General features: G+C 68.7%; 12 protein-coding genes and 3 pseudogenes. 11 read left to right on the top strand and 4 right to left on the bottom strand.

The window, feature by feature from the left end; all coding sequences use genetic code 11:
* Positions 1 to 33 precede the first annotated feature (33 nt).
* Positions 34 to 4,106: pseudogene (gene hrpA / locus FKV23_RS12570) on the top strand (ATP-dependent RNA helicase HrpA).
* 43 nt (positions 4,107 to 4,149) lie between these two features.
* Here the strand turns inward: hrpA and FKV23_RS12565 are convergent.
* On the bottom strand, positions 4,150 to 4,689 hold the full coding sequence (locus FKV23_RS12565; protein ID WP_141624152.1) for a hypothetical protein: 540 nt from the start codon (positions 4,687 to 4,689) through the stop codon (positions 4,150 to 4,152).
* A gap of 98 nt (positions 4,690 to 4,787) precedes the next feature.
* On the opposite strand from FKV23_RS12565, the gene FKV23_RS12560 reads away from it, so the two are divergent.
* Entirely contained in the window at positions 4,788 to 6,938 is a 2,151-nt protein-coding gene (locus FKV23_RS12560) for a RelA/SpoT family protein (RefSeq protein ID WP_141624151.1), read from the top strand.
* A gap of 8 nt (positions 6,939 to 6,946) precedes the next feature.
* On the top strand, positions 6,947 to 8,584 hold the full coding sequence (locus tag FKV23_RS12555; RefSeq protein WP_141624150.1) for a coiled-coil domain-containing protein: 1,638 nt from the start codon (positions 6,947 to 6,949) through the stop codon (positions 8,582 to 8,584).
* 83 nt (positions 8,585 to 8,667) lie between these two features.
* Here the strand turns inward: FKV23_RS12555 and FKV23_RS12550 are convergent, their stop codons facing one another.
* On the bottom strand, positions 8,668 to 10,776 hold the full coding sequence (locus FKV23_RS12550) for a glycosyltransferase (protein ID WP_141624149.1): 2,109 nt from the start codon (positions 10,774 to 10,776) through the stop codon (positions 8,668 to 8,670).
* Between the two features lie 170 nt (positions 10,777 to 10,946).
* Here FKV23_RS12550 and mrcB point away from each other — a divergent pair, with 170 nt between their 5' ends.
* From mrcB to tsaB, 4 genes are read left to right on the top strand one after another with little or no spacing between them, the layout of a single operon-like run.
* Positions 10,947 to 13,394: a penicillin-binding protein 1B gene (gene mrcB / locus FKV23_RS12545; RefSeq protein WP_244243997.1), complete on the top strand. Its 2,448-nt coding sequence runs from the start codon at positions 10,947 to 10,949 to the stop codon at positions 13,392 to 13,394.
* A gap of 5 nt (positions 13,395 to 13,399) precedes the next feature.
* A complete protein-coding gene (locus tag FKV23_RS12540) occupies positions 13,400 to 13,987 on the top strand; it encodes a tetratricopeptide repeat protein (RefSeq protein WP_141624147.1) in 588 nt (195 codons plus the stop codon).
* A gap of 19 nt (positions 13,988 to 14,006) precedes the next feature.
* The gene (locus FKV23_RS12535; protein ID WP_141624146.1) at positions 14,007 to 16,055 is read left to right on the top strand and encodes an ATP-dependent DNA helicase; all 2,049 of its coding nucleotides are present in this window, start codon (positions 14,007 to 14,009) and stop codon (positions 16,053 to 16,055) included.
* Between the two features lie 19 nt (positions 16,056 to 16,074).
* A complete protein-coding gene (gene tsaB / locus FKV23_RS12530) occupies positions 16,075 to 16,827 on the top strand; it encodes a tRNA (adenosine(37)-N6)-threonylcarbamoyltransferase complex dimerization subunit type 1 TsaB (RefSeq protein ID WP_141624145.1) in 753 nt (250 codons plus the stop codon).
* 548 nt (positions 16,828 to 17,375) lie between these two features.
* Here the strand turns inward: tsaB and FKV23_RS12525 are convergent.
* Both FKV23_RS12525 and gshB read right to left on the bottom strand, forming a co-directional pair.
* Positions 17,376 to 18,241, bottom strand: a pseudogene (locus tag FKV23_RS12525) (energy transducer TonB).
* 125 nt (positions 18,242 to 18,366) lie between these two features.
* Positions 18,367 to 19,329 (bottom strand): glutathione synthase, encoded by a 963-nt coding sequence (gshB, locus tag FKV23_RS12520; protein WP_141624144.1) that lies wholly within the window; start codon positions 19,327 to 19,329, stop codon positions 18,367 to 18,369.
* Between the two features lie 244 nt (positions 19,330 to 19,573).
* Between gshB and FKV23_RS12515 the strand changes: the two genes are divergently transcribed.
* The 4 genes and pseudogenes from FKV23_RS12515 (at position 19,574) to FKV23_RS12500 (ending at position 23,047) form a co-directional block, all read left to right on the top strand.
* Positions 19,574 to 19,987 (top strand): response regulator, encoded by a 414-nt coding sequence (locus tag FKV23_RS12515; RefSeq protein WP_141624143.1) that lies wholly within the window; start codon positions 19,574 to 19,576, stop codon positions 19,985 to 19,987.
* 18 nt (positions 19,988 to 20,005) lie between these two features.
* Positions 20,006 to 20,374, top strand: coding sequence for a response regulator (locus FKV23_RS12510; protein ID WP_141624142.1), 369 nt, complete (start codon positions 20,006 to 20,008; stop codon positions 20,372 to 20,374).
* Positions 20,375 to 20,393: 19 nt separating this feature from the next.
* Positions 20,394 to 20,951: pseudogene (locus FKV23_RS12505) on the top strand (chemotaxis protein CheW); the annotation flags it as partial.
* Positions 20,952 to 21,037: 86 nt separating this feature from the next.
* On the top strand, positions 21,038 to 23,047 hold the full coding sequence (locus FKV23_RS12500; RefSeq protein ID WP_141624141.1) for a methyl-accepting chemotaxis protein: 2,010 nt from the start codon (positions 21,038 to 21,040) through the stop codon (positions 23,045 to 23,047).
* Positions 23,048 to 23,086: the final 39 nt, after the last annotated feature.

Raw genomic sequence — 23,086 nt, 5'->3', positions numbered from 1 at the left:
ATTCGCAAAACGTCATACGGCTCAAAAGAACAGATGGAGTCTATCCGTCCGAATGCAAATTCCACGTCACGGCCATCCCGTCGAAAAGACAGGGAGGGCAATGCGTTGCAGCAGGCCCGGCGGGCGATCGACGGTGCCCTGAGCCGCGACCGTGGCCGTCTGCATGGCCTGTGGTCGCGCTGGAAAGGGCGGCCGGCCGACGAGAAAGCCCGCGCCGACTTCACCAAGGCATTGACGGAATCGGTCGCCCGCCGCGAAGCGCGCGCCGCGTCCCTGCCGCAGGCGCCGGCGGACGAGTCGCTGCCGATCGGACGCGAAGCCGACCGCATCGTCGAACTGATCCGCAAGCACCAGGTCATCGTGGTGGCTGGCGAGACCGGCTCGGGCAAGACCACCCAGTTGCCGAAGCTGTGCCTGGCCGCCGGCCGCGGTGCGGCGGGCCTGATCGGTTGCACCCAGCCGCGGCGGATTGCCGCGCGTGCGGTGGCGCGTCGGGTCGCCGAGGAACTGCACGTGCCGCTGGGTGGCGCGGTCGGCTACCAGGTCCGGTTTGAAGGCAAAGTGTCCACCGAGAACGTCGGCGAGCAGACCGCGATCAAGTTCATGACCGACGGCATCCTGCTGGCCGAGATCCAGTCCGATCGCTGGCTGTCGCGCTACGACACCCTGCTGATCGACGAGGCCCATGAGCGCAGCCTCAACATCGACTTCCTGCTCGGCTACCTGAAGCAGCTGCTGAAGAAGCGCCGCGACCTCAAGGTCATCGTGACCTCGGCGACCATCGACACCGCCCGTTTCGCCGCGCATTTCGATGATGCGCCGGTGATCGAGGTCGAAGGGCGGACGCATCCGGTCGAGGTGCGCTACCTGGAGGAGGAGGGCACGGGGTCGAGAACGGGGCAGAGTCATCATCCCGAGCGAGAAACGACTCTGACCCCATTTTGGCCGCCTGCGACGAGATCACCCGCGAGGACCCACGCGGAGACGTCCTGGTGTTCCTGCCCGGCGAGCGCGAGATCCGCGATGTCCATCAGGCATTGGAGCGACGCAAATATCGCGATACCGAGGTGCTGCCGCTGTACGCGCGGCTGTCGGCGCGCGATCAGGACCGGGTGTTCAACCCCGGCGTCCGGCGCCGGATCGTGCTGGCGACCAACGTCGCCGAGACCTCGCTGACGGTGCCGCGGATCCGCTACGTGATCGATCCGGGGCTGGCGCGGGTCAAGCGCTACAGTCCGCGCGGCAAGCTCGACCGCCTGCACATCGAGCCGGTCAGCCAGGCCAGCGCCAACCAGCGCAAGGGCCGTTGTGGGCGAATCGCCGAGGGCGTGTGCTATCGGCTCTATTCCGAGGCCGATTTCGAATCGCGGCCCGAGTTCACCGACCCCGAGATCCGTCGTACCGCACTGGCCGGGGTGATCCTGCGGATGTTGGCGCTCGGGCTGGGCGACATCGAGAGTTTCCCGTTCCTGGAGGCGCCGGATTCGCGCGCGATTGCCGATGGCTGGCAGCAGCTGTCGGAGCTGGGCGCGGTCGACGACAAACGTGGCCTGACCGCGACCGGCAAGCTGATGGCGCGACTGCCGGTCGACGTGAAGCTGGCGCGGATGCTGGTCGCTGCCAACAGCCATGGTTGCCTGCGCGAGATGCTTGCGATCGCATCCTTCCTCGGCATCCAGGATCCGCGCGAGCGCCCTGCCGACCAGCGTGGCGCCGCCGATGCCGCGCATGCGGAGTTCGCCGATCCGAAGTCCGAGTTCGTCGGCATCCTCAAGCTCTGGGAGGCCTATCAGGTCGCGCACGAAGAGCTGACCCAGTCGCGGCTGCGCAAGTGGTGCGAGAAACATTTTCTCGGCTTCCTGCGCATGCGCGAATGGCGCGAGTTGCATAGGCAGTTGAAGTTGATGGTGGAAGACATCGGCTGGCAGACCGCGGTCCGGGCAAGCGAAGCGCACCCGGGGGCAGGTCGGGAGGGCTCCCGGGTGCGGCCTTTGGCCTTGCCCGGGCTACTGGATGCCGCCGCCTACACGACCCTCCACCGCGCCATCCTCGCCGGCCTGCCGACCCAGGTCGCGCACCGCGGGGACAAGGGCCTGTACGAAGGTCCGCGCGGGCGCCGCTACCAGCTGTTCCCCGGCTCGCCGTTGTCGAAGAAGCCACCGCCGTGGGTGCTGTCGGCGACCCTGCTCGACACCGAGCGGGTATGGGCGCTGACCAACGCCGCGATCGAACCGGAGTGGGTGATCGCCGAACTGCCGCACCTTCTCGCACGCCGCCAGCACGACCCGCGCTGGGCGCGTTCGCAGGGGCGGGTGGTCGGCAGCGAGCAGATCAGCCTGTTCGGCCTGGTGCTGGCGCCGAAGAAGCCGATCCACTACGGCGCGCTGTTCCCGGAGGAAAGCCGCGCGATCTTCGCCCGCGATGCCCTGGTCACCGGCGAGATCAACACCCGCAGCGCGTTCCTCTCCCGCAACCTCGCCACGCTGGCGAAGGCGCACGAGGAAGAGGCCAAGCAGCGTCGCACCGGCCTGGTCGTCGACGAGGACTGGATGGCCCGCTGGTACCTCGACCGGCTGCCGCCGGAGGTCCACAACGCGCAGGCGCTGGATGCCTGGTACCGCAAGCTGCCGGCGGCGGACAAGGCGAAGCTGGAATGGTCGCTGGATGACCTGATGGTCGTCGACGAGAGCGATGCCACGCTCTTTCCGCCATACATCGCGCTCGGCGATGCGCGGCTGGCGGTGAAGTACCGCTTCGAACCGGGGGCGCCGGATGATGGCATGACTGTCGTGGTGCCGTTGCACCTGCTCAACGCGCTCGACCCGGTGCGGCTGTCGTGGCTGGCGCCGGGCTTCGTCGAGGACAAGGCCGCGGCACTGATCAAGAGCCTGCCGAAAGCGCAGCGCCGCAACTTCGTGCCGGCGCCGGATTTCGCGCATGCATTCCGCGAGGCGCATCCGGCACATCCGGACCAGGAAGCCACCGACACCTTCGCCGGCACCCTGGCCCGCTTCCTGAAGAAGCTGACCGGTGCCGAGGTCGCGGCGGTCGATTTCGACGAGACTGCGCTGGAGCCGCACCTGCGCATCAATCTGCGCCTGCTCGATCGCGACGGAAAGACCGCGCGGGTCGGGCATGTCCTTGCAGAATCCCGCGACCTCGATGAGCTGAAGCGCAGGTTCGGCGAGCGTGCCGCGAACGCCTTCGCCGCCCGTGCCGCCGACGGCCTGGCGCAACAAGGTCTGACGGCGTTTCCCGAACAGGCGATTCCGATCTCGGTCCCCGGTGCGGGTGGCGTGCCGGCCTGGCCGGCGCTGCACGACGACGGCGACAGTGCTTCGCTGCGTGTGCACGCCGAGCGCGAGGTGGCCGAGGTCGCGCATCCGCGCGGTGTCCGTCGCCTGCTCGCGCTGGCCCTTGCCGATCGCATGAAACAGGCGCGCAAGCAGTTGCCGGTGTCGCCGAAGACCGGACTGCTGTACGCGGCGATCGAAGCGGCTGCGCCGCGACGCGACGGATTGAAGGACGGCGACCGTCTTCGCAACGATCTGGTCGACGGCGCGTTCGAAGCGCTTGCGACCGACGCGCTCGGCGACATCCGCGATGCCGATGCCTTCGCCGTCAGGGTCGAGTCGGTCGGCAAGGCGCTGTTCGCGGAGGCGGTCGAGCGGCTCAGGCAGGCCGAGGCCATCCTCACCGCGGTGGCGGAGGTGCGGGCGAAGCTGGAATCGCCGCTGATGGGCTGGGCCAGCGGCAACCTCGACGACATGCGCGCGCATCTGGCCGCGCTGACGCCGCCGGGATTCCTGCGCGACGTGCCGGCCGAAACCCTGCGTGAATACCCGCGCTACCTGAAGGCACTGTCGTTGCGCGGAGAACGCGCGCTGCGCGATCCGTCGCGCGACCAGTCGCGGATGCTGGAACTCAAGCCTTTCGTCGATGCGCTCGATGCCGCGCGCAACGAAGGGCGGGGCAACACCCCCGGGTGGCGGGACTTCGCCCGCGACCTGGAGGAGCTGCGGGTATCGTTGTTCGCGCAGGAACTCGGCACCCGTGGCGGCGTGTCGCCGAAGAAGCTCGCGCAACGAGTGGCGCAGCTGGGCTGAGAAGGAACAGGAGGGCACCGAGGCGCCCTCCTGCAGGCTGGACTCACTTCACCCGTCTGACCTTGGCCCGCTTGTTGTAGCCCTCGATCGACATGTACCAGACATTGCCGACCAGACTCGGCCTGATCGTCACGTTCGGATTCGGATTGCGGACGCCGGCAAGCGTGACGTCGTCGACCTGTTCCCAGACCTGGCCATTGTCGAGCGTGTAGACGCGGCCCTTGCCGAAGCCCCGGAACGAGCCGGCCATGACGCCGGTGATCGGCTCGTTGGAACCGAAGGTGAGGAAGCCGCGGTTTTTCTCCACCACCTCCTTGCGGCCTTCCTCCCGGGCCTGCTCGGTCACCTGTTCGGTGACCTGCGCGGTGACCTCGGCAGCCACGGTTTCGACCTTGCGGTCGAGCCAGCGGTTGAGATTGGCGAGCTCTTCCGGACTCAGCTTGTCGAGACCGGCGGCCCTGAACTCTCCGGCGCTCATTTCCTGTTCGATCGGCGGCGCGGACTGCTGGGCGAATGCCGCCGGGGCCAGTGCCAGCGCGGCCACGATGGCGAGAGGAAGAAGCAGGCGTGGCTTGGGAAGCATGGGAGTCCTCCAGGATCGGTGGGTCGACGAACCGCTGCCGACGGTCCTGCTAGTGTAGTCGTGTCCCTTTCCTGCTTGCAGTCGAACCGTTGTCCAGGATGACTTCGCCGCCCGCCCCCGATCCGATCACGTTGCTGGACGAGCCCGCCGCCGCGGCCATCGCCGAAGCCGACCGCGCCATCCTGCGGCAGGTGCTGTCCGGGCCGGCGAGCGTCGCCGGGGCCCGCGACCCGGTACCGGTGGTGGCCGACATGTTCGGCTCGCTGGCCCGCCTCGGTGCCGACGGCGACACCGTGATGGCGGCGCTGCTGCGTCAGTACCCGGCCCTGCGGGAACACTTGGGCAAGGACTTCGAGCAGGCGCATCCGGCAGCATTCGGCCTTCTGGAGGGGCAGCAGGCGGCTGCGCAGGTGCGGCTGCTGCATGCCGAGCAGACCACCCGCTCTGGCAGCGAGGGCCTGCGCCGGCTGCTGCTGGCGATCGTTCGCGATCTGCGCGTGGTGTCGATCCTGCTGGCGAGGCAGCTGGCGCGGATGCGCCACGCGGTGTCGCTGGACGAGGCCGAGCGCCGCCAGCTCGCCCGGCTCACCCGCGACATCCATGCGCCGCTGGCCAACCGGCTCGGCATCTGGCAGCTCAAGTGGGAGCTGGAGGACCTGGCCTTCCGCTACCTCGAGCCCGACACCTACAAGCGGATCGCGTGCCTGCTCGACGAGAAGCGCGGCGACCGCGAGCGCTACATCGAGGCGGTCAAGCGGACCCTTCGCGAGGCGATGGCCGCGCAGGGCATCCGTGCCGAGATCGCCGGCCGGCCCAAGCACATCTACAGCATCTGGAAGAAGATGCAGCGCAAGGACGTGCCGATCGGCGAGCTGTACGACCTGCGCGCCGTGCGGGTGATGGTCGACGACGTCGCTGCCTGCTATGCCGCGCTGGGCATCGTGCATGCGCAGTGGGCGCCTATCCCGAGCGAGTTCGACGACTACATCGCCCGGCCCAAGCGCAACGACTACCGCTCGCTGCACACCGCGGTGATCGGCCCGGAGGGCAAGACCCTGGAGGTGCAGATCCGCACCGACGAGATGCACCGCCAGGCCGAGCTTGGCGTGGCCGCGCACTGGAAGTACAAGGAATCCGGCAGCCAGGCCGCCGACGCCGCCTTCGACCGCAAGATTGCGTGGATGCGGCAGCTGCTGGAGAACCGCGAAGACGAGGCGCAGCTCGCCGGCGATCTCGATACCGAACTGGTCGAGGATCGCGTCTACGTGCTGACGCCGAAGGGCGAGGTGATCGACCTGCCGGCCGGAGCGACCCCGCTCGACTTCGCCTACCACGTGCATACCGAGGTCGGTCATCGCTGCCGCGGCGCCAAGGTCGATGGCCGCATCGTGCCGCTGAACCACAAGCTGCACAGCGGAGACAGGATCGAGATCATGACCGCCAAGACCGGCGAGCCGCGTCGCGACTGGCTGCTCGAGGCCAATGGTTTCCTCGCCAGCAGTCGTTCGCGGCAGAAGGTGCGAACCTGGTTCCACAAGCTCGACCGCGTCCGCAACGAGGCTGCCGGCAAGGAGATGCTCGACAGGGAGCTGCGCAAGCTCGGCCTGCTCGGTGCCGACCTGACACCGGCCCGCGAACGCTTCAGCGTCGCCCACGACAGCGATCTCCACATCCTGGTCGCGCTGGGCGATCTCGGCCCGCATCAGATCGGCCGCGTGCTGCTTGAGCACGAACGGGCCGGGGAACCCGCCCCGCCCGCGGTGCCGTCTGTACCGGAACAGGCACCGAAGCGCCCGCGCGAACGTACCAGCGAGTTCACAGTCGAGGGGGTCGGCAACGTGCTGACCCAGCTGGCGCGCTGTTGCCAGCCGCTGCCGGGCGAGCCGATCGTCGGCTACCTGACGAAGGGGCGGGGTGTCAGCGTGCATCGTCCCGACTGCGCCACCTTCGCCCGTCTGTCCGCGCAGCATCCGCAACGGGTGTTGCCGGTGGAATGGGGCCGGGCCGGCAGCAGCCACGAGGTCGATACCGAACTGCGTGCGATCGATCGCAAATGGCTGCTCAAGGACATCACCAACCTGGTCGCCCAGGACAACGTGCACGTCACCAGCATGCGCACCGACTTCGAGCGCGACGGCGCCCATGTACGCGTACGCCTGCGCCTGCGCGTCGCCGACTTCGGCCGGCTTTCGACCGTGCTCGGCAAGCTCGCGGCACTGCCGGGCGTCGAATACGCACGACGGGCCTGAACGGCTTCATGAAGCACTGTGTCGATGGCCGGCCGGCGCACTATGCTGGTATCGCCATGGAGAGGAATCGCGTCGACCCGCCCGAACAGCGCCCGGACTCCGGGATGCCGCGTCGCCCGCTTGTCTCGCGCGTCCGCACAGTGCGCCCGCACTGGCCACGGACGGGCTGGGGTTGGTGGGGCATGCTGGCCGGGCTGGGACTCGTGCTGATTGCCCTGCACCTGGTTCGACAACCCCTGGCGGACCGGCTTTGGCCGGAAACCCGGGCCCAGCAGCTGCGTGCCGATGCCGAGCGCGCCCTGGCCGAGGGTCGTCTGACTGCCGACGACGGTAGCGGCGCGCGCGAACTCTACGAGGCCGCGCTCGCGCTCGAACCCGACCGCCTCGAAGCCCACGCGGGCCTGGCCCGGGTCGGCCAGGCGGCACTGGAACAGGCGCGTGAGGCGATGGAAGACGGCCGCTATCACGAAGCCCACCAGCTGCTCGGCCTGGCCCGCCAGCTGAGCGTGCCGCGGGCCGAATCCGATGCGCTGGCGACGGAACTGCGCGAGCGCGAGGCTTCGCGGGCCGGCCTCGACCAGATGCTGGTGTCGGCGGCGTCGGCTTTGAAGGCCGGCCATCTGACCGGAGACAAAACCGCAGCGCTGCCGCTCTACCAGCGCGTACTGGCCTTGCAGCCGAGCCGCACCGAAGCGCTGGAGGGACGCGAAGACGCGATCAGCGCTCTGTTGCAACAGGCCTGGCAGGCGATCCGGGACGACGAACTGGCCCGCGCCGGCCGGATCATCCACGCGGCGCGCGGGTACGACAGCGGTCATGCCGAACTGCCCGATGCGATGGCGGAACTGGCGCGTCTGGTCGAGCGCCACCATGCGCGTGCCCGTACCGCCCTGCAGCGTGGCCAGCTGACGCGCGCGCGCACATTGTGGCGGGAGGTGCTGGCGGTCAACGCCGAGGACGCGGACGCGCGGCGTGGGTTGCGGGAGGTGGCGCGCGCGCAGGCCGGACAGGCCGTGCGAGAGGCGCAGGACTTCCGCTTCGAGGCGGCCGAGGCGACATTGGCCGAAGCCCGCGATACCGTCGCCGATGCGCCCGACGCCAGGTCGGCGATCGCCGAAGCGGAACGTCGCATCGCGCAGGCGCGCGAATCGCGGCAGCGGCTGCTGGCAACGGAGGCCGGGTCGATGCCGGCGGCCGAACTCGAGCGGCGGCTGACACGTCTGCTGCGCGATGCCCGTGCCGCCGAGGCGCGTGGCCACCTGCTCACTCCACCTGGCGAGAGCGCCTTCGATCGCATCGCAGCGGCGCGTGCGCTGGCCCCGGGCGATGCCCGCGTGGCCGAAGCCACTGCGCGCCTGCTGCCTGCCTCTCGTGAGTGCTATCGCGAGGCCCTGCGCGACAACCGTCTGGTCGCGGCCGGCCGCTGCCTGCAGGCCAGTGTGGAACTGGGGGGCGATCCCGATGCCCTGCGCGAATCGCGGCAGCGGTTGGCCCGGCGCTGGATCGAGGTCGGCGACGAGCGTCTCGGTGCCGGTGAGCTGGTGGCGGCACGGACGGCGCTGGAGTCGGCGCGCGCGCTCGACCCTTCAGCCGTCGGGTTGGATGACTTCGCCCGGCGGGTGGCGGCGGCCACGGGCGCCGACTGAAAGGGCGTCCCGGACAAGCTTTCTGGGCAGGCCTTCTGGGCAGGCTTCCCGAGCGGGCTTCCGTCCGCCCGCGTCGCGGGACACTACGGCTGGCGGTCGTCGTATCCGAGCAGCACGCGGCGCACCACGTCACGGCCGGCATCGAGCGAGAAATGGCGTTCGACGTTCGCACGTGCATGGGTGGCCAGTGTCTGCCAGAGCCGCCCGTCGCGATACGCCCGCACCACCGCGTCGGCGAAGGCTTCGGGGGTGTCGGCGACCAGTACGTCGATCCCGTCGCGCAGATGCATGCCCTCCACCGCGCACGAGGTCGCGATCACCGGCTGGCCGTGGGCCATGCTCTGGTTGACCTTGCCCTTGACTCCGGCACCGTAGCGCAGCGGTGCGACCGCCAGCCGCGTACCATCGAGGAACGGCGACAGGTCGGGCACATGGCCGTGGATCTCGACGCCGTCGTGGCCGTGCAGGGCACGGATCTCGTCAGGCACGTCGCCACCGATGCAGTGGAAGCGCATGTCGGGCAGGGCGGTGCGCATGCGCGGCCAGACCTCGCCCACGAACCAGCGCACCGCATCGACATTGGGCGGGTGGCGGAAACCGCCGACGAACATCAGGTCGCGCCGCGCCTCGAACCCCGGACCCGCCGCCGGCACCCGGTGCAGGTTGGAGAGGATCTCGACCCGGGCATCCGGTGCATCGATGGCCAGCAGCTCGCGTTCCACGCTGCTGACCACCAGGGTCGCATCGCTGTGTGCGATCACGTCCAGTTCAAGCGCGCGGGTGCGCTCGGCCGCCCTGAGCAGGGCCGTGTCGCCGGCGACCTCGGCGCCGCGCCGCTCGCGCAGGTAGTGCAGGTCGACGGTATCGAACACCACCCGGGCTTGGGGGGCGTGCAGGCGCAGCAGCGGCAGCATCTCGCGCATCACGTAATGGCGGCACACCATGACCGTATCCAGGCGCGGTCCGTGCTCGCGCAGCCAGGCCGGCCAGCCGCGCGCGTGCGGCCCGTGCCAGACTTCCACGCCCATCTGCTGGAGGGTCTGGGTCGGCGCACCGATGTGCTGCCGGTCGGCGGCCATGAACACCACGTGCGCGCCTTCCTCGCGCAACAGCCGCATCAGGTTGACCAGCCGCAGCGAACCGGAGTCGCGGTCGGGTTGCGGGGTGAGGGCATCGATGATGAGGACGGTCTGCCGGCCCTTCGGCAGGGCTGCGTCGTCCGGTCCGGTACCGAGCGGATACTGGCCCGCCAGCGCATCCCGCCACTTGTCGGCGAAGATGTTCTGGTTGCGAACCTGGTAGGCCTTGGGTCCCTGGTTGAGGTCGGTGCCGGAGGTCGCCCCCTCGTCATGCACCACGCGGGCGGCAGGTTGATAGAGGGTTTTCAGCCCCAGTTTCCGGATGGCGAAGGCGAGGTCCGTGTCCTCGTAGTAGGCCGGCGCATAGCGCGTATCGAAACCGCCCAGTTGCGAGAACACTTCACAGGGCAGTGCGATCGCAGCGCCCGAGAGGTAGTCGGCTTCGCGTACGAAGGCAAAACGAGGGTCCAGCGGTGACTCGAAGCGGCCATGGTTCCAGCCACTGCCGTCGGCAAAGACGATCCCGCCGGCCTCCTGCAGCCGGCCATCGGGATACAACAGTTGCGCGCCGGCCAGCCCGGTGCCGGGATGCTCGTCGAAGGTGCGCAGCAGCGCGTCCAGCCAGCCCGGCTGCGGCACCGTGTCGTTGTTGAGGAACACCAGGTATTCACCGCGCGCCAGCGCCGCACCGTCGTTGCAGGCGGCGATGAAGCCGCCGTTCTCCGCCCGGCGGTGGTAATGCAGGCCCTCTAGCTGGCGCAACGAAGCCCCGGTTTCGTCACTGGAGCCGTCATCGACCACGATGATCTCGATCCCGGCGGCAGGCGGGTGCGCGGCGATCGCGCGCAGGCAGGCGAGGGTGAAGGCGAACTGGTTGTAGACCGGAATCACGATGCTGGCCCGTGGATCGGTCGAAGCCGGTACCGCGAATGGTGCGAATGGCTCTGCCGCCGGCAGGTACAACGCCGGTCGCTGGTGTGCCGGCACCCGGTGGAACTGCTTCAGCACCCGCTGCCAGGAGGCGCGCCAGCCGCGCGTGCGCAGGCTGGTCAGACCGCGCCAGGCCAGCCCGGTGGCCCGGTCGAACAGGAACCGCAGATCGGCCAGGGTCATCGGCGCCCGTCCCCGGTTCCTTGATGGCCATGAAGCTGAGTGGGCCACGGAAAGGTCGCGGACAGGCTCTCACGCATTGCTGAAGGAACTCCCATCAATCGTTCAGGAACCGCGTTGGCGCAGTTTCGGCCTGCGCTAGACTCGGGCGGTTCGAGGGCGCAGCCCCGCCATTGTCCCACGCCGTGGCCAGAAAGCAGCACACGCACCAGCACAAGCTCCGGTACGACGAAGACGACACCGACGATGACGCGCGTCCGCAATGGCGCCGCCGGCTGGTCACCTGGGCGCTGGCCGTTGCCGCGCTGGGCCTGGGCTTCCTGATCCCGTACACGCTGTACCTGAACCATGAGGTCGGCGAGCGCTTCGGACAGCTGCAGTGGCAGATCCCGACCCGGGTCCATGCCCGCCCGCTGGTGCTGTCGCCGGGCCTGGCGATGGACGCGGCGACGCTCAAGACCGAACTCGATGCCGCCGCCTATCACGAAGGCGACGGCCTGACGCCCGGCACGTATCTCCGCGACGGCAGCCGCTGGCGCATTTCCAGTCGCGGTTTCAACGATGTCGACGGCATGGTGGCGCCGCGGCGGCTGGAGCTGACCCTCTCGGCCGGTCGCGTGTCCAGTCTGCGCGACGTCGCTGCCGACGGCACGCCCGGTGAGGCGGCCCGGCGCGCCCGGCTCGACCCGGCCCGCATCGCCACCCTCTACGGCCAGAAGCAGGAGGAGCGGCGGCTGGTCCGGGTCCGCGACGTGCCCGAGTTGCTGGTGACCGGCCTGCAGGCGGTCGAGGACCGCGATTTCGCCCACCACCACGGCATCGACGTCAGCGGCATGCTGCGCGCGACCTGGGTCAACCTGCGCTCCGGCAGCGCCCGCCAGGGCGGCAGCACCCTGACCCAGCAGCTCGCCCGTAGCGGCCTGCTCGGCATCGGCCGCGAGCAGACCTTCACCCGCAAGGGCAAGGAGATCCTGTACGCGCTGCTGATCGAGGCCCGCTACGACAAGGGCACCATCCTCGAGGCCTATCTCAACCAGGTCTACCTGGGCCAGCGCGGCGCCCAGGCCGTGCATGGCGTGGCCGCCGGTGCCGAGTTCTGGTTCGGCCGCGATCTCGACAGCCTGCGCACCGAGCAGATCGCGTTGCTGATCGGCATCGTCAAGGGACCATCGGCCTACGACCCGCGGCGCCACCCGCAGGCGGCGCTGCAACGGCGCAACTTCGTGCTTGGCGAGATGCATGGCAGCGGGCTGATAGACGAAGCCGAATACAAGCGCGCGCTCGAAGCCCCGCTTGGCATCAGCGACAGTCCCGGCAGGTTGTCGGCCAACCGTTTCCCGGCCTATGTCGACCTGATCCGTCGCCAGCTCGCGCGCGACTACCCGGCCGGTGCCCTGTCCGGCGCAGGGCTTAGCGTGATGAGCGGGATGTCGCCCTCGGCCCAGGCCCGGGCCGAGGCTGCCGTCACCGCCACCCTCAAGTCGCTCGACAGCGACAAGCGGCCGCCGCTGGAAGCCGGTCTGGTGGTCACCGATGTCCACAACGGCGAGGTCGTGGCCCTGGTCGGCAGCCGCCAGTTCACCGCGCACGGTTTCAATCGTGCGATCGAGGCCCAGCGTCCGGTCGGATCCCTGCTCAAGCCGTTCGTGAACCTGCTCGCGCTGGCCCAGCCAACACGCTGGTCGCTGGCCAGCTGGGTCGACGATTCGCCGGTTACCGTCACCCTCGGCCGTGGCCGGACCTGGAAGCCGGGCAATTCCGACGGCCGCAGTCACGGCATGGTGCGGCTGGTCGATGCATTGGCGCGTTCCTACAACCAGGCCACCGTCCGCATCGGCATGGAGGTCGCGCCCGAACGTCTCGCCGGCCTGCTCAAGACCCTGGCCGGGATCGAGGCCGAACCGAACCCGGCGCTGATCCTCGGTTCGCTCGACCAGAGCCCGTACGCGATGGCGCAGCTGTACCAGTTCCTCGCTTCCGGCGGCGAGATCCAGCCACTGCGGGCGGTACGTGGCGTGCTCGATGCCGAAGGCCGCGCCCTGAACCGCTACGACAATGAGCCGGCACCGGCCCAGCCCGGCGACGCGGTCGCTGCCCGGCTGATCACCATCGCCCTGCAACAGGCGGTCACCAATGGCACCGCCCGGCAACTGGTCGCTGATGGCCTTGGCCACCTCGCGCCCGCCGGCAAGACCGGCACCAGCAACGACGGCCGCGACAGCTGGTTCGCCGGCTGGACCGGCGACCATCTTGCGGTGGTCTGGGTCGGCAATGACCAGAACCAGGCCACTGGCCTGTACGGCGCCACCGGCGCGATGAAAGTGTGGTCGAACATTTTCAGCAACCTGCCCAGCGCAACACTGAGCGTCGGCAACGAAGGTCTGGACTGGCAGTGGGTGGTCGGCAGCAACAGCACCGATGCCGGCTGCCCCGAAGCCCGCCGTTTCCCCTTCGTCGCCGGCCATGCGCCGGCCCACGCCCCGTGCCGGCTGCCCGAGCCGGAGCCCGAACCGGACCGTGAGCGTCGTAGCTGGCGCGACTGGTTTGGCTTCGGCCGCGACCGCGATTCGAGTCCGGCGCAGCCGTCATCCCCCTCCCCCTCCGAGACGCCATCGCAATGAATCCGATGTTCCGTCGCCCCCGGGTTGCCTCCGGGCACCCGCACGGCAGAATTCTCCCGGCCCCGGGGCTCCGGGCCGGCCTGATTGCCACCATCGTTCTGGCCGGCTGCACGACCGCGCCGACGCCGTCCCTGCCACCGGATTTCGACCCGGTCGCAGCGGTGGCCACGATCCGCGCCGCCGGCACCGCCAGCGGCGATGAACTCGACGTGCAGCCGTTGATCGATCCGCAGGTCGCCGACCTGCGCGAGGAGGCCGCCGCACTCGAAGCGAGTCACCTGTACCTCGCCGCTGCCGAGCGCATCGACGAGGCGCTCGGGATCGTTCCCGATGACCCCAGTGTGTTGCAGCAGCGGGCCGAGCTGGCTCTGTTGCTGGGCGAGCCCGACATGGCTGAACTGCTTGCATTGCGTGTCCGCAGCATCGGCACCGCGGTCGGGCCGCTGTGCCGCAGGGCATGGGAGACGATGATCCAGGCCCGCAAGGCCGGCTCCCGACCGCCGGCCGCCGAGTCGGGCCTGCCGCGGGTGTCGGTGGAAGAGGCTGCCCGACGTCGCGACGCCTGCACGGTGGCGCCGCCGCCGCGGTATTGAGACGGCAGCGGATGCATTGATGACAGGACAGGATTCCCGGCTCGCCCGAGCCGCGCGCGAAGCACTGGACGATGGCGGGCGACTGGCCAGCCAGCTCGAGACGTTCGCCCCACGGCCGGCACAGCAGGATCTGTCGGCCGCGATCGCCGTCGCCTTCGAGAACCGCGGCACCCTGATCGCCGAGGCCGGCACCGGCACTGGCAAGACCTTTGCCTACCTGGTGCCGGCGCTGTTGTCGGGACTCAAGACCATCGTTTCCACCGGTACCCGCGCGCTGCAGGACCAGCTCTACCACCGCGATCTACCGCGGGTGCGCGATGCGCTCGGTGTCGGTCTGAAGGCCGCGCTGCTCAAGGGGCGTGCCAATTACCTGTGCCACTACCGGCTCAACCAGGCCAGGGGCGAGCCGCGTTTCCACAGCCGCGAGATGGCCGCGCAGTTCCAGCGCATCGTCGCCTGGGGCGGGCGGACGAAGATGGGCGACCTGGCCGAGGTCGAAGGCCTGGGCGAGGATTCTCCGCTCATTCCCATCGTCACCTCGACCGTCGACAACTGCCTCGGCAGCGAATGCCCGTTCTTCTCCGACTGTTTCGTCGTACAGGCGCGACAGCGGGCGCAGTCGGCCGACATCGTCGTCGTCAACCACCACCTGCTGCTGGCCGACCTTGCACTCAAGCAGGAGGGCTTCGGCGAGATCCTGCCCGGCGCGCAGGCCTTCGTCGTCGATGAGGCGCACCAGCTGCCGGAGCTGGCCTCGCAGTTCTTCGGCGAGGCAGTGAGCGCGCGGCCGCTGGTCGAGCTGGCCCGCGACGCGATTGCCGAATGCAAGGAGGTACCCGGCGCATTGGCCAGCGTGCAGGAGCCGGCCCGCGTGCTGGAACAGGCGACACGCGCATTGCGCGCAGCGATGGACGATCTGCCGGTGCGCGGCACCCGGTCGCGCGCGGCCGAACTGGATGCCGCCGAGGCCGCGCTGGAAGCGCTGGCCCGGGCGCTGAAGGACATGGCCGCGGTACTGGAACCCCTGCGCTCGACCTCGCCGGGCTTCGAGGCCTGCATGTTCCGGGTCGGCGACTATGCGGCCAAGCTGCGGCGATGGCGCGACATCGAAGGCGCGGCAGGTGAAGAGAACGGCGATGAAGATATGCCGCCACCGCCCGATCCCGACGAACGCATGCCGGTGAGTCTTCCGGACGATGCCGACAGCGTGCGCTGGTACGAACTCACCGCGCGCGGCTTCCGCCTCAGCCGCACCCCGCTCGATGTCGCCGGTCCGTTGGCCGAGCACCGTGAGCGTTCGAAGGCGGCCTGGGTGTTCACCTCGGCCACGCTGGCGGTCGGCGGCCAGTTCGGCCATTACGCCGGCAAGCTGGGCCTGGCCGAGCCGGACACGCTGCTCGCGCCCAGTCCGTTCGACTGGCAGACGCAGGCTCTGTGCTACCTGCCGAAGCGGATGCCGGAACCGTCCTCCCGCGACTACGGCCAGGCCCTGGTCGAGGCGGTACGCCCGGTGCTGGAGGCCTCCGGCGGCCGCGCCTTCCTGCTGTTTGCCTCGCACCGCGCGCTGCGTGAAGTCGCCGCCCTGTTGCGCGAAAGCGATTGCCCATGGCCATTGTTCGTGCAGGGTGAAGCGCCGCGCGGGCTGCTGCTGGAGCGTTTCCGCGCCTCCGGCAACGGTGTGCTGCTGGGTGCGGCCAGTTTCCGCGAGGGCGTGGACGTCGCCGGCAACGCATTGAGCGTGGTCGTCATCGACAAACTGCCATTCGCCGCGCCCGATGACCCGGTGTTCGAGGCGCGGCTGGAGGCGATCCGTCGCGGCGGCGGCAATCCATTCCGCGACGAACAGCTGCCACAGGCGGTGATCGCGCTCAAGCAGGGCGCCGGCCGCCTGATCCGCAGCGAAACTGATCGTGGCGTGCTGGTGCTGTGCGACCCGCGCCTGCTAGGCCGCAGCTACGGCAAGGTATTCATGGACTCGCTGCCGCCACTGCCGCGCAGCCGGGACGTGGCCGATGTGCAGGCGTTTTTTGCCGGAGACCGGGAGCAGGCGGGTATCCTTCCCGAATAGCCGGTCTCCACGCCCCTGAATGAAAATCCTCGCCCTCGAAACCGCCACCGAAGCCTGCTCCGTCGCCCTCTGGCTGGACGGCGAGGTTGTCGAGCGCTTCCAGATCGCCCCGCGCCGGCATGCCGAGCTGGCCCTGCCGTGGGCCGGTGAATTGCTGGCCGAAGCCGGCATCGCGCGCAGCCAGCTCGACGCGATCGCGGTCGGCCGCGGTCCCGGCGCGTTTACTGGCGTGCGCCTGGCGATTGCATTGGCGCAGGGCATGGCGCTGGCGCTCGACCGTCCGCTGTTGCCGGTGTCGACCTTGGCCGCCTTGTCGATGCGCGCTTGCGCACCTTGTCCCCCTCTCCCGCTAGCGGGAGAGGGCAGGGGTGAGGGCAGACACGACGGCCAACGCATCCTGGCGGCGATCGACGCGCGCATGGGCGAGATCTACGTCGCCGCGTTCGAGCGTCGCGATGGCGAGCCCGTCCTTCTCGACGGCGAACGCGTGCTGCCGCCGGCCGATGTCGTCTTGCCGGGCGGCGAGGGCTGGCACGGCGTCGGCACCGGTTTCGATGCACTCGACGGCGCACTTCAGCGGCACCTGGGCGGTCGACTGGCATCGGTTGCCGCGCAGGAACTGCCGCACGCCGCCGACGTCGCCCGGCTCGGCGCGGCCGCGTTCGCCCGCGGCGAGGCGGTGGCCCCGGAACAGGCCGAACCCGCCTACCTGCGCAACAACGTCGCCCTGACCATCGCCGAGCAGCAGGCCCTGCGTCAATCACGTTCGTAGGAGCGTCCTTGGGCGCGATCCTCAGCCCCCTGAGTCAGCGCGAATGGGGGTGTGGAGGTGCATTGATGGGGCCCAAGGTTTGCGCTGCAGACTTTGGGTTCTTCGCCCAATCAAGGGGAAAGCGCCGGGTCTGTTGGGTGATCGGGGCGCCGGGGGCGAAGGCCCTTGGGTACGAATGTCCCCCGGCGCCGGCCAGGGCCGGCGCCTCCGCCTTGATTTCGCACCCAAGGGCCTTCGCCCCCGGCGTTCCGACATGACCGGTGGTTCCAGAAGCGCACTCCCAGGGAGGGTCTGCTTCGGGTTCCAGCGTGGCCGCGCGATCCCGACGTGGCCTGCCGGCCTTGACGGCGAAATCAAGGAGGAGGCCGCCGCCACGGGCGGCGGCCGGGGGACATTCGCCGTCAAGGCCGGCAGGTCGCGTCGGGACAGCCAGGTAGCGGTGAGAGCCGGTGATCAAACGCAAAACGCAAGCGGCAGAAGGCGAACTCCCCCTCACTTGCCGGAAGAACCAAACTTCGGGGATGCCCGGGCCCAGCCCGGGTATCGCCCTATTCGTCGATGAGCTGCCCGCCCGGCAGGAAGTTCCAGGTCCGGGTCACGTGCAGGACGTCGGGATTCTCCTCCGTCCTGGGCAGCGGCGGGTAAGGCTCGGCAAGACGGGCGATGCGCAGCGCCGAGGAATCCAGCAGCGGAATACCGCTGCTGCGGACGATGTCGGAGCGCTCGATCGAGCCATCGCGGCGGATCGCCACGCTGATCACCACCTGGCCGCCGAGCCGGCGCCGCCGCGCCTCGTCGGGATAGTTGAGGTTGCCGATCCGCTCGACCCGGTCCACCCACTCGCGCAAATAGGTCGCCCAGGCGTATTCCTGGGTGCTGGCGGAGACGAACTTGCGGCTCGGGCGCCTGGCGTAGCGTTCCGAGCGCAGGTGGATCTCGGCCGCCAGCCGCGCCATCTGCATGTCGCGCTCGATCTTCTCGTCACCGGGCGGTAGCGGCAGCTCGTCCGGTTCAGGGGTGTCGCGGGCGGTTTCGATCCGGTCGTCGCCGCGGGTGCTGCTGATCACCCGCGCGACCGGCGCCGGTTGCGCTTCGGGCGATTGCGCGCGCAGAGGTTGTGGCGCCAGTCCCGGTGTCTCGTGCGGTGCCGGCCCGCTCTGGCTTTCGCGCGGACGGGTGCTCTTGTCGTGTTCGCCGCCCCCTGGTTGCTGGCCTGGGCGAGGAAGTCAGCCTGCGCCTGGGTCAGCGGGCTGCGGGTCTGGGTCAGGATCACGTCCAGTGTCGGCACCACCGGCGCAGCCCGCTCCAGGGCGAAGCCGACCCCGAGCAGCAGCACACCGTGCACCAGCAATGACAGCACCAGGGTGGCGCTGAGGCGGCCGTCTTCGTTGGCGGGCTGGGCGAGGGTGGACATGACGGGGCAAAAAGGAACTGGGGAGCAGGAAAGGGGAATGGTAAGGCTGCGTCGAGTCTGCTGCTTCCGTCCTTTTGGACGGCTGGGCCTAAGCTGGCCACCGGGAGCGGCAGTCCCGCCGTTCCCTATGCCTCATTCCCCATTCCCGCCTTTGCTTCAATGGCATCGAACAGTATCCCCGCGATGTTGGTGCCATATGCGGCATCGATCTCGCGGATGCAGGTCGGGCTGGTCACGTTGACTTCGGTCAGCCAGTCGCCGATCACGTCCAGACCGACGAACAGCATCCCGCGGCGCTTCATTTCCGGGCCGACCCGGGCGGCGATCCAGCGATCGCGCTCGCTCAGCGGGCGGGCCTCGCCGCGGCCGCCGGTGGCCAGGTTGCCGCGGAATTCGTCGCCCTGCGGGATCCGAGCCAGGCAGTAGTCGACCGGTTCGCCGTCGACCAGCAGGATGCGCTTGTCGCCATCGGCGATCTCCGGCAGGTAGCGCTGCGCCATCGCCAGCCGTCGGCCGCCTTCGGTCAGCGTTTCCAGGATCACGTTGGTGTTGGCCTCGCCGTGGCGGGCACGGAAGATCGAGCGCCCGCCCATGCCGTCGAGCGGCTTGAGCACGGCTTCGCCATGCTCGGCGACGAAGGCCTTGAGCGTGGCGTTGTCGCGGCTGACCACGGTCGGGGGGCAGCACTCGGGGAACAGCAGCGCAGCCAGTTTCTCGTTGTAGTCCCGCAGGCCCTGTGGGTCGTTGACGACCGTCGCGCCGGCCAGCTGGGCGATGCCGAGGATCTGGGTGTCGTGGATGTACTCGGAGTCGACCGGCGGATCCTTGCGCATCAAAACGACCTGGCCACGGCCCAGTTCGATTTGTGACGGTTGTTCCAGTTTGAACCAGTCGGCCGGGTCGTCCTGCACCGTCAACGCCGCAATGCGGGCCATCGCCCTTCCGCCGGACATCGACAGACCGCCCGGCATCACGTAGTGGAGGCGGTGGCCGCGGCGCTGGGCTTCCAGCAGCATGGCGAAGGTGGAGTCCTTGGCGGTCTTGATGGTCCCGATCGGGTCCATCACGACGACGATGTCGAGAGGCATGGAGGCGTGGCGCAGCGGAAGTGAGGCGATGGTAGCAGGCCGGGATCGCGGCCCGGCAGGTGCTCCGGGAACTGCGACAATGCCCCCGGAACCGGTCACGGGTTTGCCTGTTCAACTGTGACGCACCTGTTTTTGTGCTTGACACGGGCAGTCAGGGTTGGAATATAGGCGGGTATCGCGAGGCGCTGCCATGTCCTGATAACTATGGCGCCCGCATTTGGGGAATTTCCCGGGGAAGCAGGTAATGTTTGACGAGGGCCGTACAGGCAATCTCGATGGCTTGCGGGTCATGGTGATCGATGACTCCCGCACCATCAGGCGAACCGCAGAGACGTTGCTGAAACGCGAGGGATGCGCGGTTGTAACCGCCGTGGATGGATTCGAGGCACTGGCGAAGATCGCCGACCAGCAGCCGCACATCATCTTCGTGGACATCATGATGCCGCGGCTGGACGGCTACCAGACCTGCGCGCTGATCAAGAACAACCAGATGTTCAAGGGTACGCCGGTGATCATGCTGTCCTCCAAGGACGGCCTGTTCGACAAGGCGCGTGGCCGCATCGTCGGTTCCGAGCAGTACCTGACCAAACCATTCACGCGCGAGGAGCTCCTCGGCGCGATCCGCACCCACGTACACACCGAAGCACACAACGCCTGACCGGGGGGTAGGGCTACCATGGCACGTATTCTGCTGATCGAGGACTCGCCGACCGACACGGCGGTCCTGACCCAGTTGCTCGAACGCAATGGACACCAGGTGCTGGCGTCCGGGAATGCGGAGGACGGCATCGATGTTTGCCGCCGCGAGCGGCCCGACCTGGTGTTGATGGACGTGGTCCTGCCCGGCGGCATGAACGGCTTCCAGGCCACCCGCGCGCTGTCGCGCGACGCTGACACCAAGCACATCCCGGTGTTGATCGTCAGCACCAAGGGCATGGACACCGACAAGGCCTGGGGCCTGCGCCAAGGCGCCCGCGACTACATCGTCAAGCCGCCCCGCGAGGACGAGCTGGTCGCGCGCATCAACGACCTGCTGGGCGATTGAGGCGGGCGTGGCCACACAGATGACTCCATTCGAGGTGCTGGCCGATTACGAGCGTCGCAGCCTCGCGCATGTGGTCGGTCTGCCCGAGCAGATCGATGCGCCGGGCATGTGGCGTGGGGTCGGTTACCGGATCGGCAACCGGCGCCTGGCTTCGGGTTTCGATGAGGTCCTCGAGATCCTGACCTTGCCCGCGGTCACTCCGGTGCCAGGTGCGCAGCCTTGGCTGCTGGGCCTGGCCAACGTGCGCGGCAACCTGCTGCCGGTGGTCGACCTCAAGCAGTTCCTCGAAGGCGAGCGCACCGTGCTGCACGAGGGCCAGCGGATCCTGCTGGTGCGTCAGTCGGGCGGCAACGTCGCGGTGCTGATCGACGAACTGTACGGCCAGCGCAGCTTCGTCGAGGAGCACATGGTCGAAGCGGGCGGGCAAGTCGACGCTGGACAGGCCGGGAACGACGCCCTGGTCGCGGGCCGCTACCAGCATTTCATCGACCGTACCTATCAGCCAGGCGGCACCACCTGGGGCATCTTCAGCCTGGACAAGCTGACCCGCACTCCCGAATTCAGACAGACCGCGGCGGACTTGCCGCGGGCCGATCAACGCGCTGGACACCATGCCGAACCAGGCAATCGCAACGCACTTGAGGTCGTATCATGAGCAGTGACATGAATAACGCAATGGGCAAGGGCCGCCAGTACGGCGTCAACACCTGGCTCGCGGTCCTGGGCATCGCCTTGCTGGTGTTCGGCCTCAATACCGGCTACTCGATCTACAAGGCCTCCCGTCTTGGCGGCGCCAGCACCTCGGCCTCGGACCTGCGCGTGCTCTCGCAGCAGCTGGCGGTGCAGGGGCGCGAGGCGGTCGGCGGCGACGAACGCGCCTTCGCCGCGTTCCGCAACACACGGTCCGCGATCGAGAGCAACCTGTCGCAGCTCACTTCCAACTTCGGCGACACCGCCGGCGTGGCCGGTCCGATCAACGCCGTGGCCTCGACCTGGACTCCACTGGGGCAGAGCGCCAACCAGCTGATCGCCAATGAGGCCGCGGTGACCGGCTTTGCAGGCAACGCCAGCAACTTCAACGCCAAGGTCCCGCAGCTGCAGGCCAACCTCGACGAGCTGGTCCGGGCGATGTCCTCCAGCGGCTCGCCGGCTTCGCAGGTCTATTACGCACTGCGCCAGGTCGTGCTGTCGGGCACCATCGCCCGACGCATCACGGAGATCCAGGCCGGCGGCAGCGGCGCGACCATGGCCGGCGACGCACTGGCCCGCGACGTGCTGGTGTTCGACAACGTCCTGGCCGGCCTGCGAAACGGAGCCGACAACCCGACCATCACCGCGCTGACCAATTCTGGCGCGGTCGCAGCGCTGACCCAGGTCGAGGAACTGTGGAGCGGGATGAAGGAGGACGTGGACGCGATCCTGGCCGCTTCGCCGGATCTGTTCCAGGCCCAGGCTTCGGCCACCGCGATCACCGAGGGTGCCGACAAGCTGCTGGGCGACAGTGAAGGCCTGTTCAACGCGCTTACCGCATTCGGCTCGCTCAAGGACACCAGCCTGCTCGGCAACATCTGGATCAGCATCGTGTCCGGCGCGATCGCGCTGCTCGCCATCGTCCTGCTGGTGGTTTCGCTGAATACCGCGCAGAAACAACGTTACCTGACCACCAAAGAGCTCAACGACCGCAACCAGGAGGCGATCATGCGCCTGCTGGACGAAATGGGCTCGCTGGCGGAAGGCGACCTGACCGTCAAGGCGACCGTGACCGAAGACATGACCGGCGCGATCGCGGACTCGATCAACTTCGCCGTCGAGCAGCTGCGCAGCCTGGTGCAGACGATTACCGATACCTCGGTGCAGGTGGCGTCCAGCGCCCAGGAAACCCAGGCCACCGCCATGCACCTGGCCGAGGCCGCCGAGCATCAGGCGCAGGAGATCAACTCCGCCTCCAGCCGCATCAGCGAGATCGCCGAAAGCATCAACCAGGTTTCGCGCAACTCCGCTGAGTCCGCCGACGTGGCGCAGCGCTCGGTGCAGATCGCGACCAAGGGCGCGGGCGTGGTACGCCAGACGATCGCAGGCATGGACAACATCCGCGACCAGATCCAGGAGACCTCAAAGAGGATCAAGCGACTGGGCGAGAGTTCACAGGAGATCGGCTCGATCATCGAGCTCATCAACGACATCTCGGAACAGACCAACATCCTGGCGTTGAACGCGGCCATCCAGGCGGCGTCGGCTGGTGAAGCAGGCCGCGGCTTCGCGGTCGTGGCCGACGAAGTGCAGCGACTCGCCGAACGCGCCTCCAACGCGACCAAGCGAATCGAGACCCTGGTCCAGACAATTCAGTCCGATACCAACGAAGCTGTGAGCTCGATGGAGCAGACGACATCCGAAGTGGTCGCCGGTGCGCGCCTGGCCGAGGATGCCGGTACCGCACTGGGCGAGATCGAAAAGGTGTCGTCCGACCTGTCGGGCCTGATCCAGGGCATCTCCAGTGCAGCACAACAGCAGACGAGCGCGGCATCGAACATCACCGTGACCATGAACACGATCCAGTCGATCACCGCACAGACTTCGCAGGGCGCCAGCCAGACCGCACAGTCGATCGGCAACCTGGCCCAGCTCGCCGCCGATCTGCGCCGCTCGGTCGCCGACTTCAAACTCCCGGCCTGACGCAGGACCTGTCAGCACGATGATCGAGCCGAGCATGTC

The organism is Lysobacter alkalisoli, assembly GCF_006547045.1.
GTDB lineage: Bacteria > Pseudomonadota > Gammaproteobacteria > Xanthomonadales > Xanthomonadaceae > Marilutibacter > Marilutibacter alkalisoli.
The sequence above is the reverse complement of the archived record's forward strand: the minus strand, read 5'-3'. Positions and strand labels throughout refer to the sequence as shown.

Bases quoted from the DNA above. Each gene is read 5' to 3' on its own strand.
- FKV23_RS12535 (WP_141624146.1), top strand. From the start codon at position 14,007: ATGACAGGACAGGATTCCCGGCTCGCCCGAGCCGCGCGCGAAGCACTG.
- FKV23_RS12560 (WP_141624151.1), top strand. From the start codon at position 4,788: ATGACTTCGCCGCCCGCCCCCGATCCGATCACGTTGCTGGACGAGCCC.
- FKV23_RS12555 (WP_141624150.1), top strand. From the start codon at position 6,947: ATGAAGCACTGTGTCGATGGCCGGCCGGCGCACTATGCTGGTATCGCC.
- tsaB (WP_141624145.1), top strand. From the start codon at position 16,075: ATGAAAATCCTCGCCCTCGAAACCGCCACCGAAGCCTGCTCCGTCGCC.
- FKV23_RS12510 (WP_141624142.1), top strand. From the start codon at position 20,006: ATGGCACGTATTCTGCTGATCGAGGACTCGCCGACCGACACGGCGGTC.
- FKV23_RS12565 (WP_141624152.1), bottom strand. From the start codon at position 4,689: ATGCTTCCCAAGCCACGCCTGCTTCTTCCTCTCGCCATCGTGGCCGCG.
- gshB (WP_141624144.1), bottom strand. From the start codon at position 19,329: ATGCCTCTCGACATCGTCGTCGTGATGGACCCGATCGGGACCATCAAG.
- FKV23_RS12515 (WP_141624143.1), top strand. From the start codon at position 19,574: ATGTTTGACGAGGGCCGTACAGGCAATCTCGATGGCTTGCGGGTCATG.
- FKV23_RS12500 (WP_141624141.1), top strand. From the start codon at position 21,038: ATGAATAACGCAATGGGCAAGGGCCGCCAGTACGGCGTCAACACCTGG.
- FKV23_RS12550 (WP_141624149.1), bottom strand. From the start codon at position 10,776: ATGACCCTGGCCGATCTGCGGTTCCTGTTCGACCGGGCCACCGGGCTG.
- FKV23_RS12540 (WP_141624147.1), top strand. From the start codon at position 13,400: ATGTTCCGTCGCCCCCGGGTTGCCTCCGGGCACCCGCACGGCAGAATT.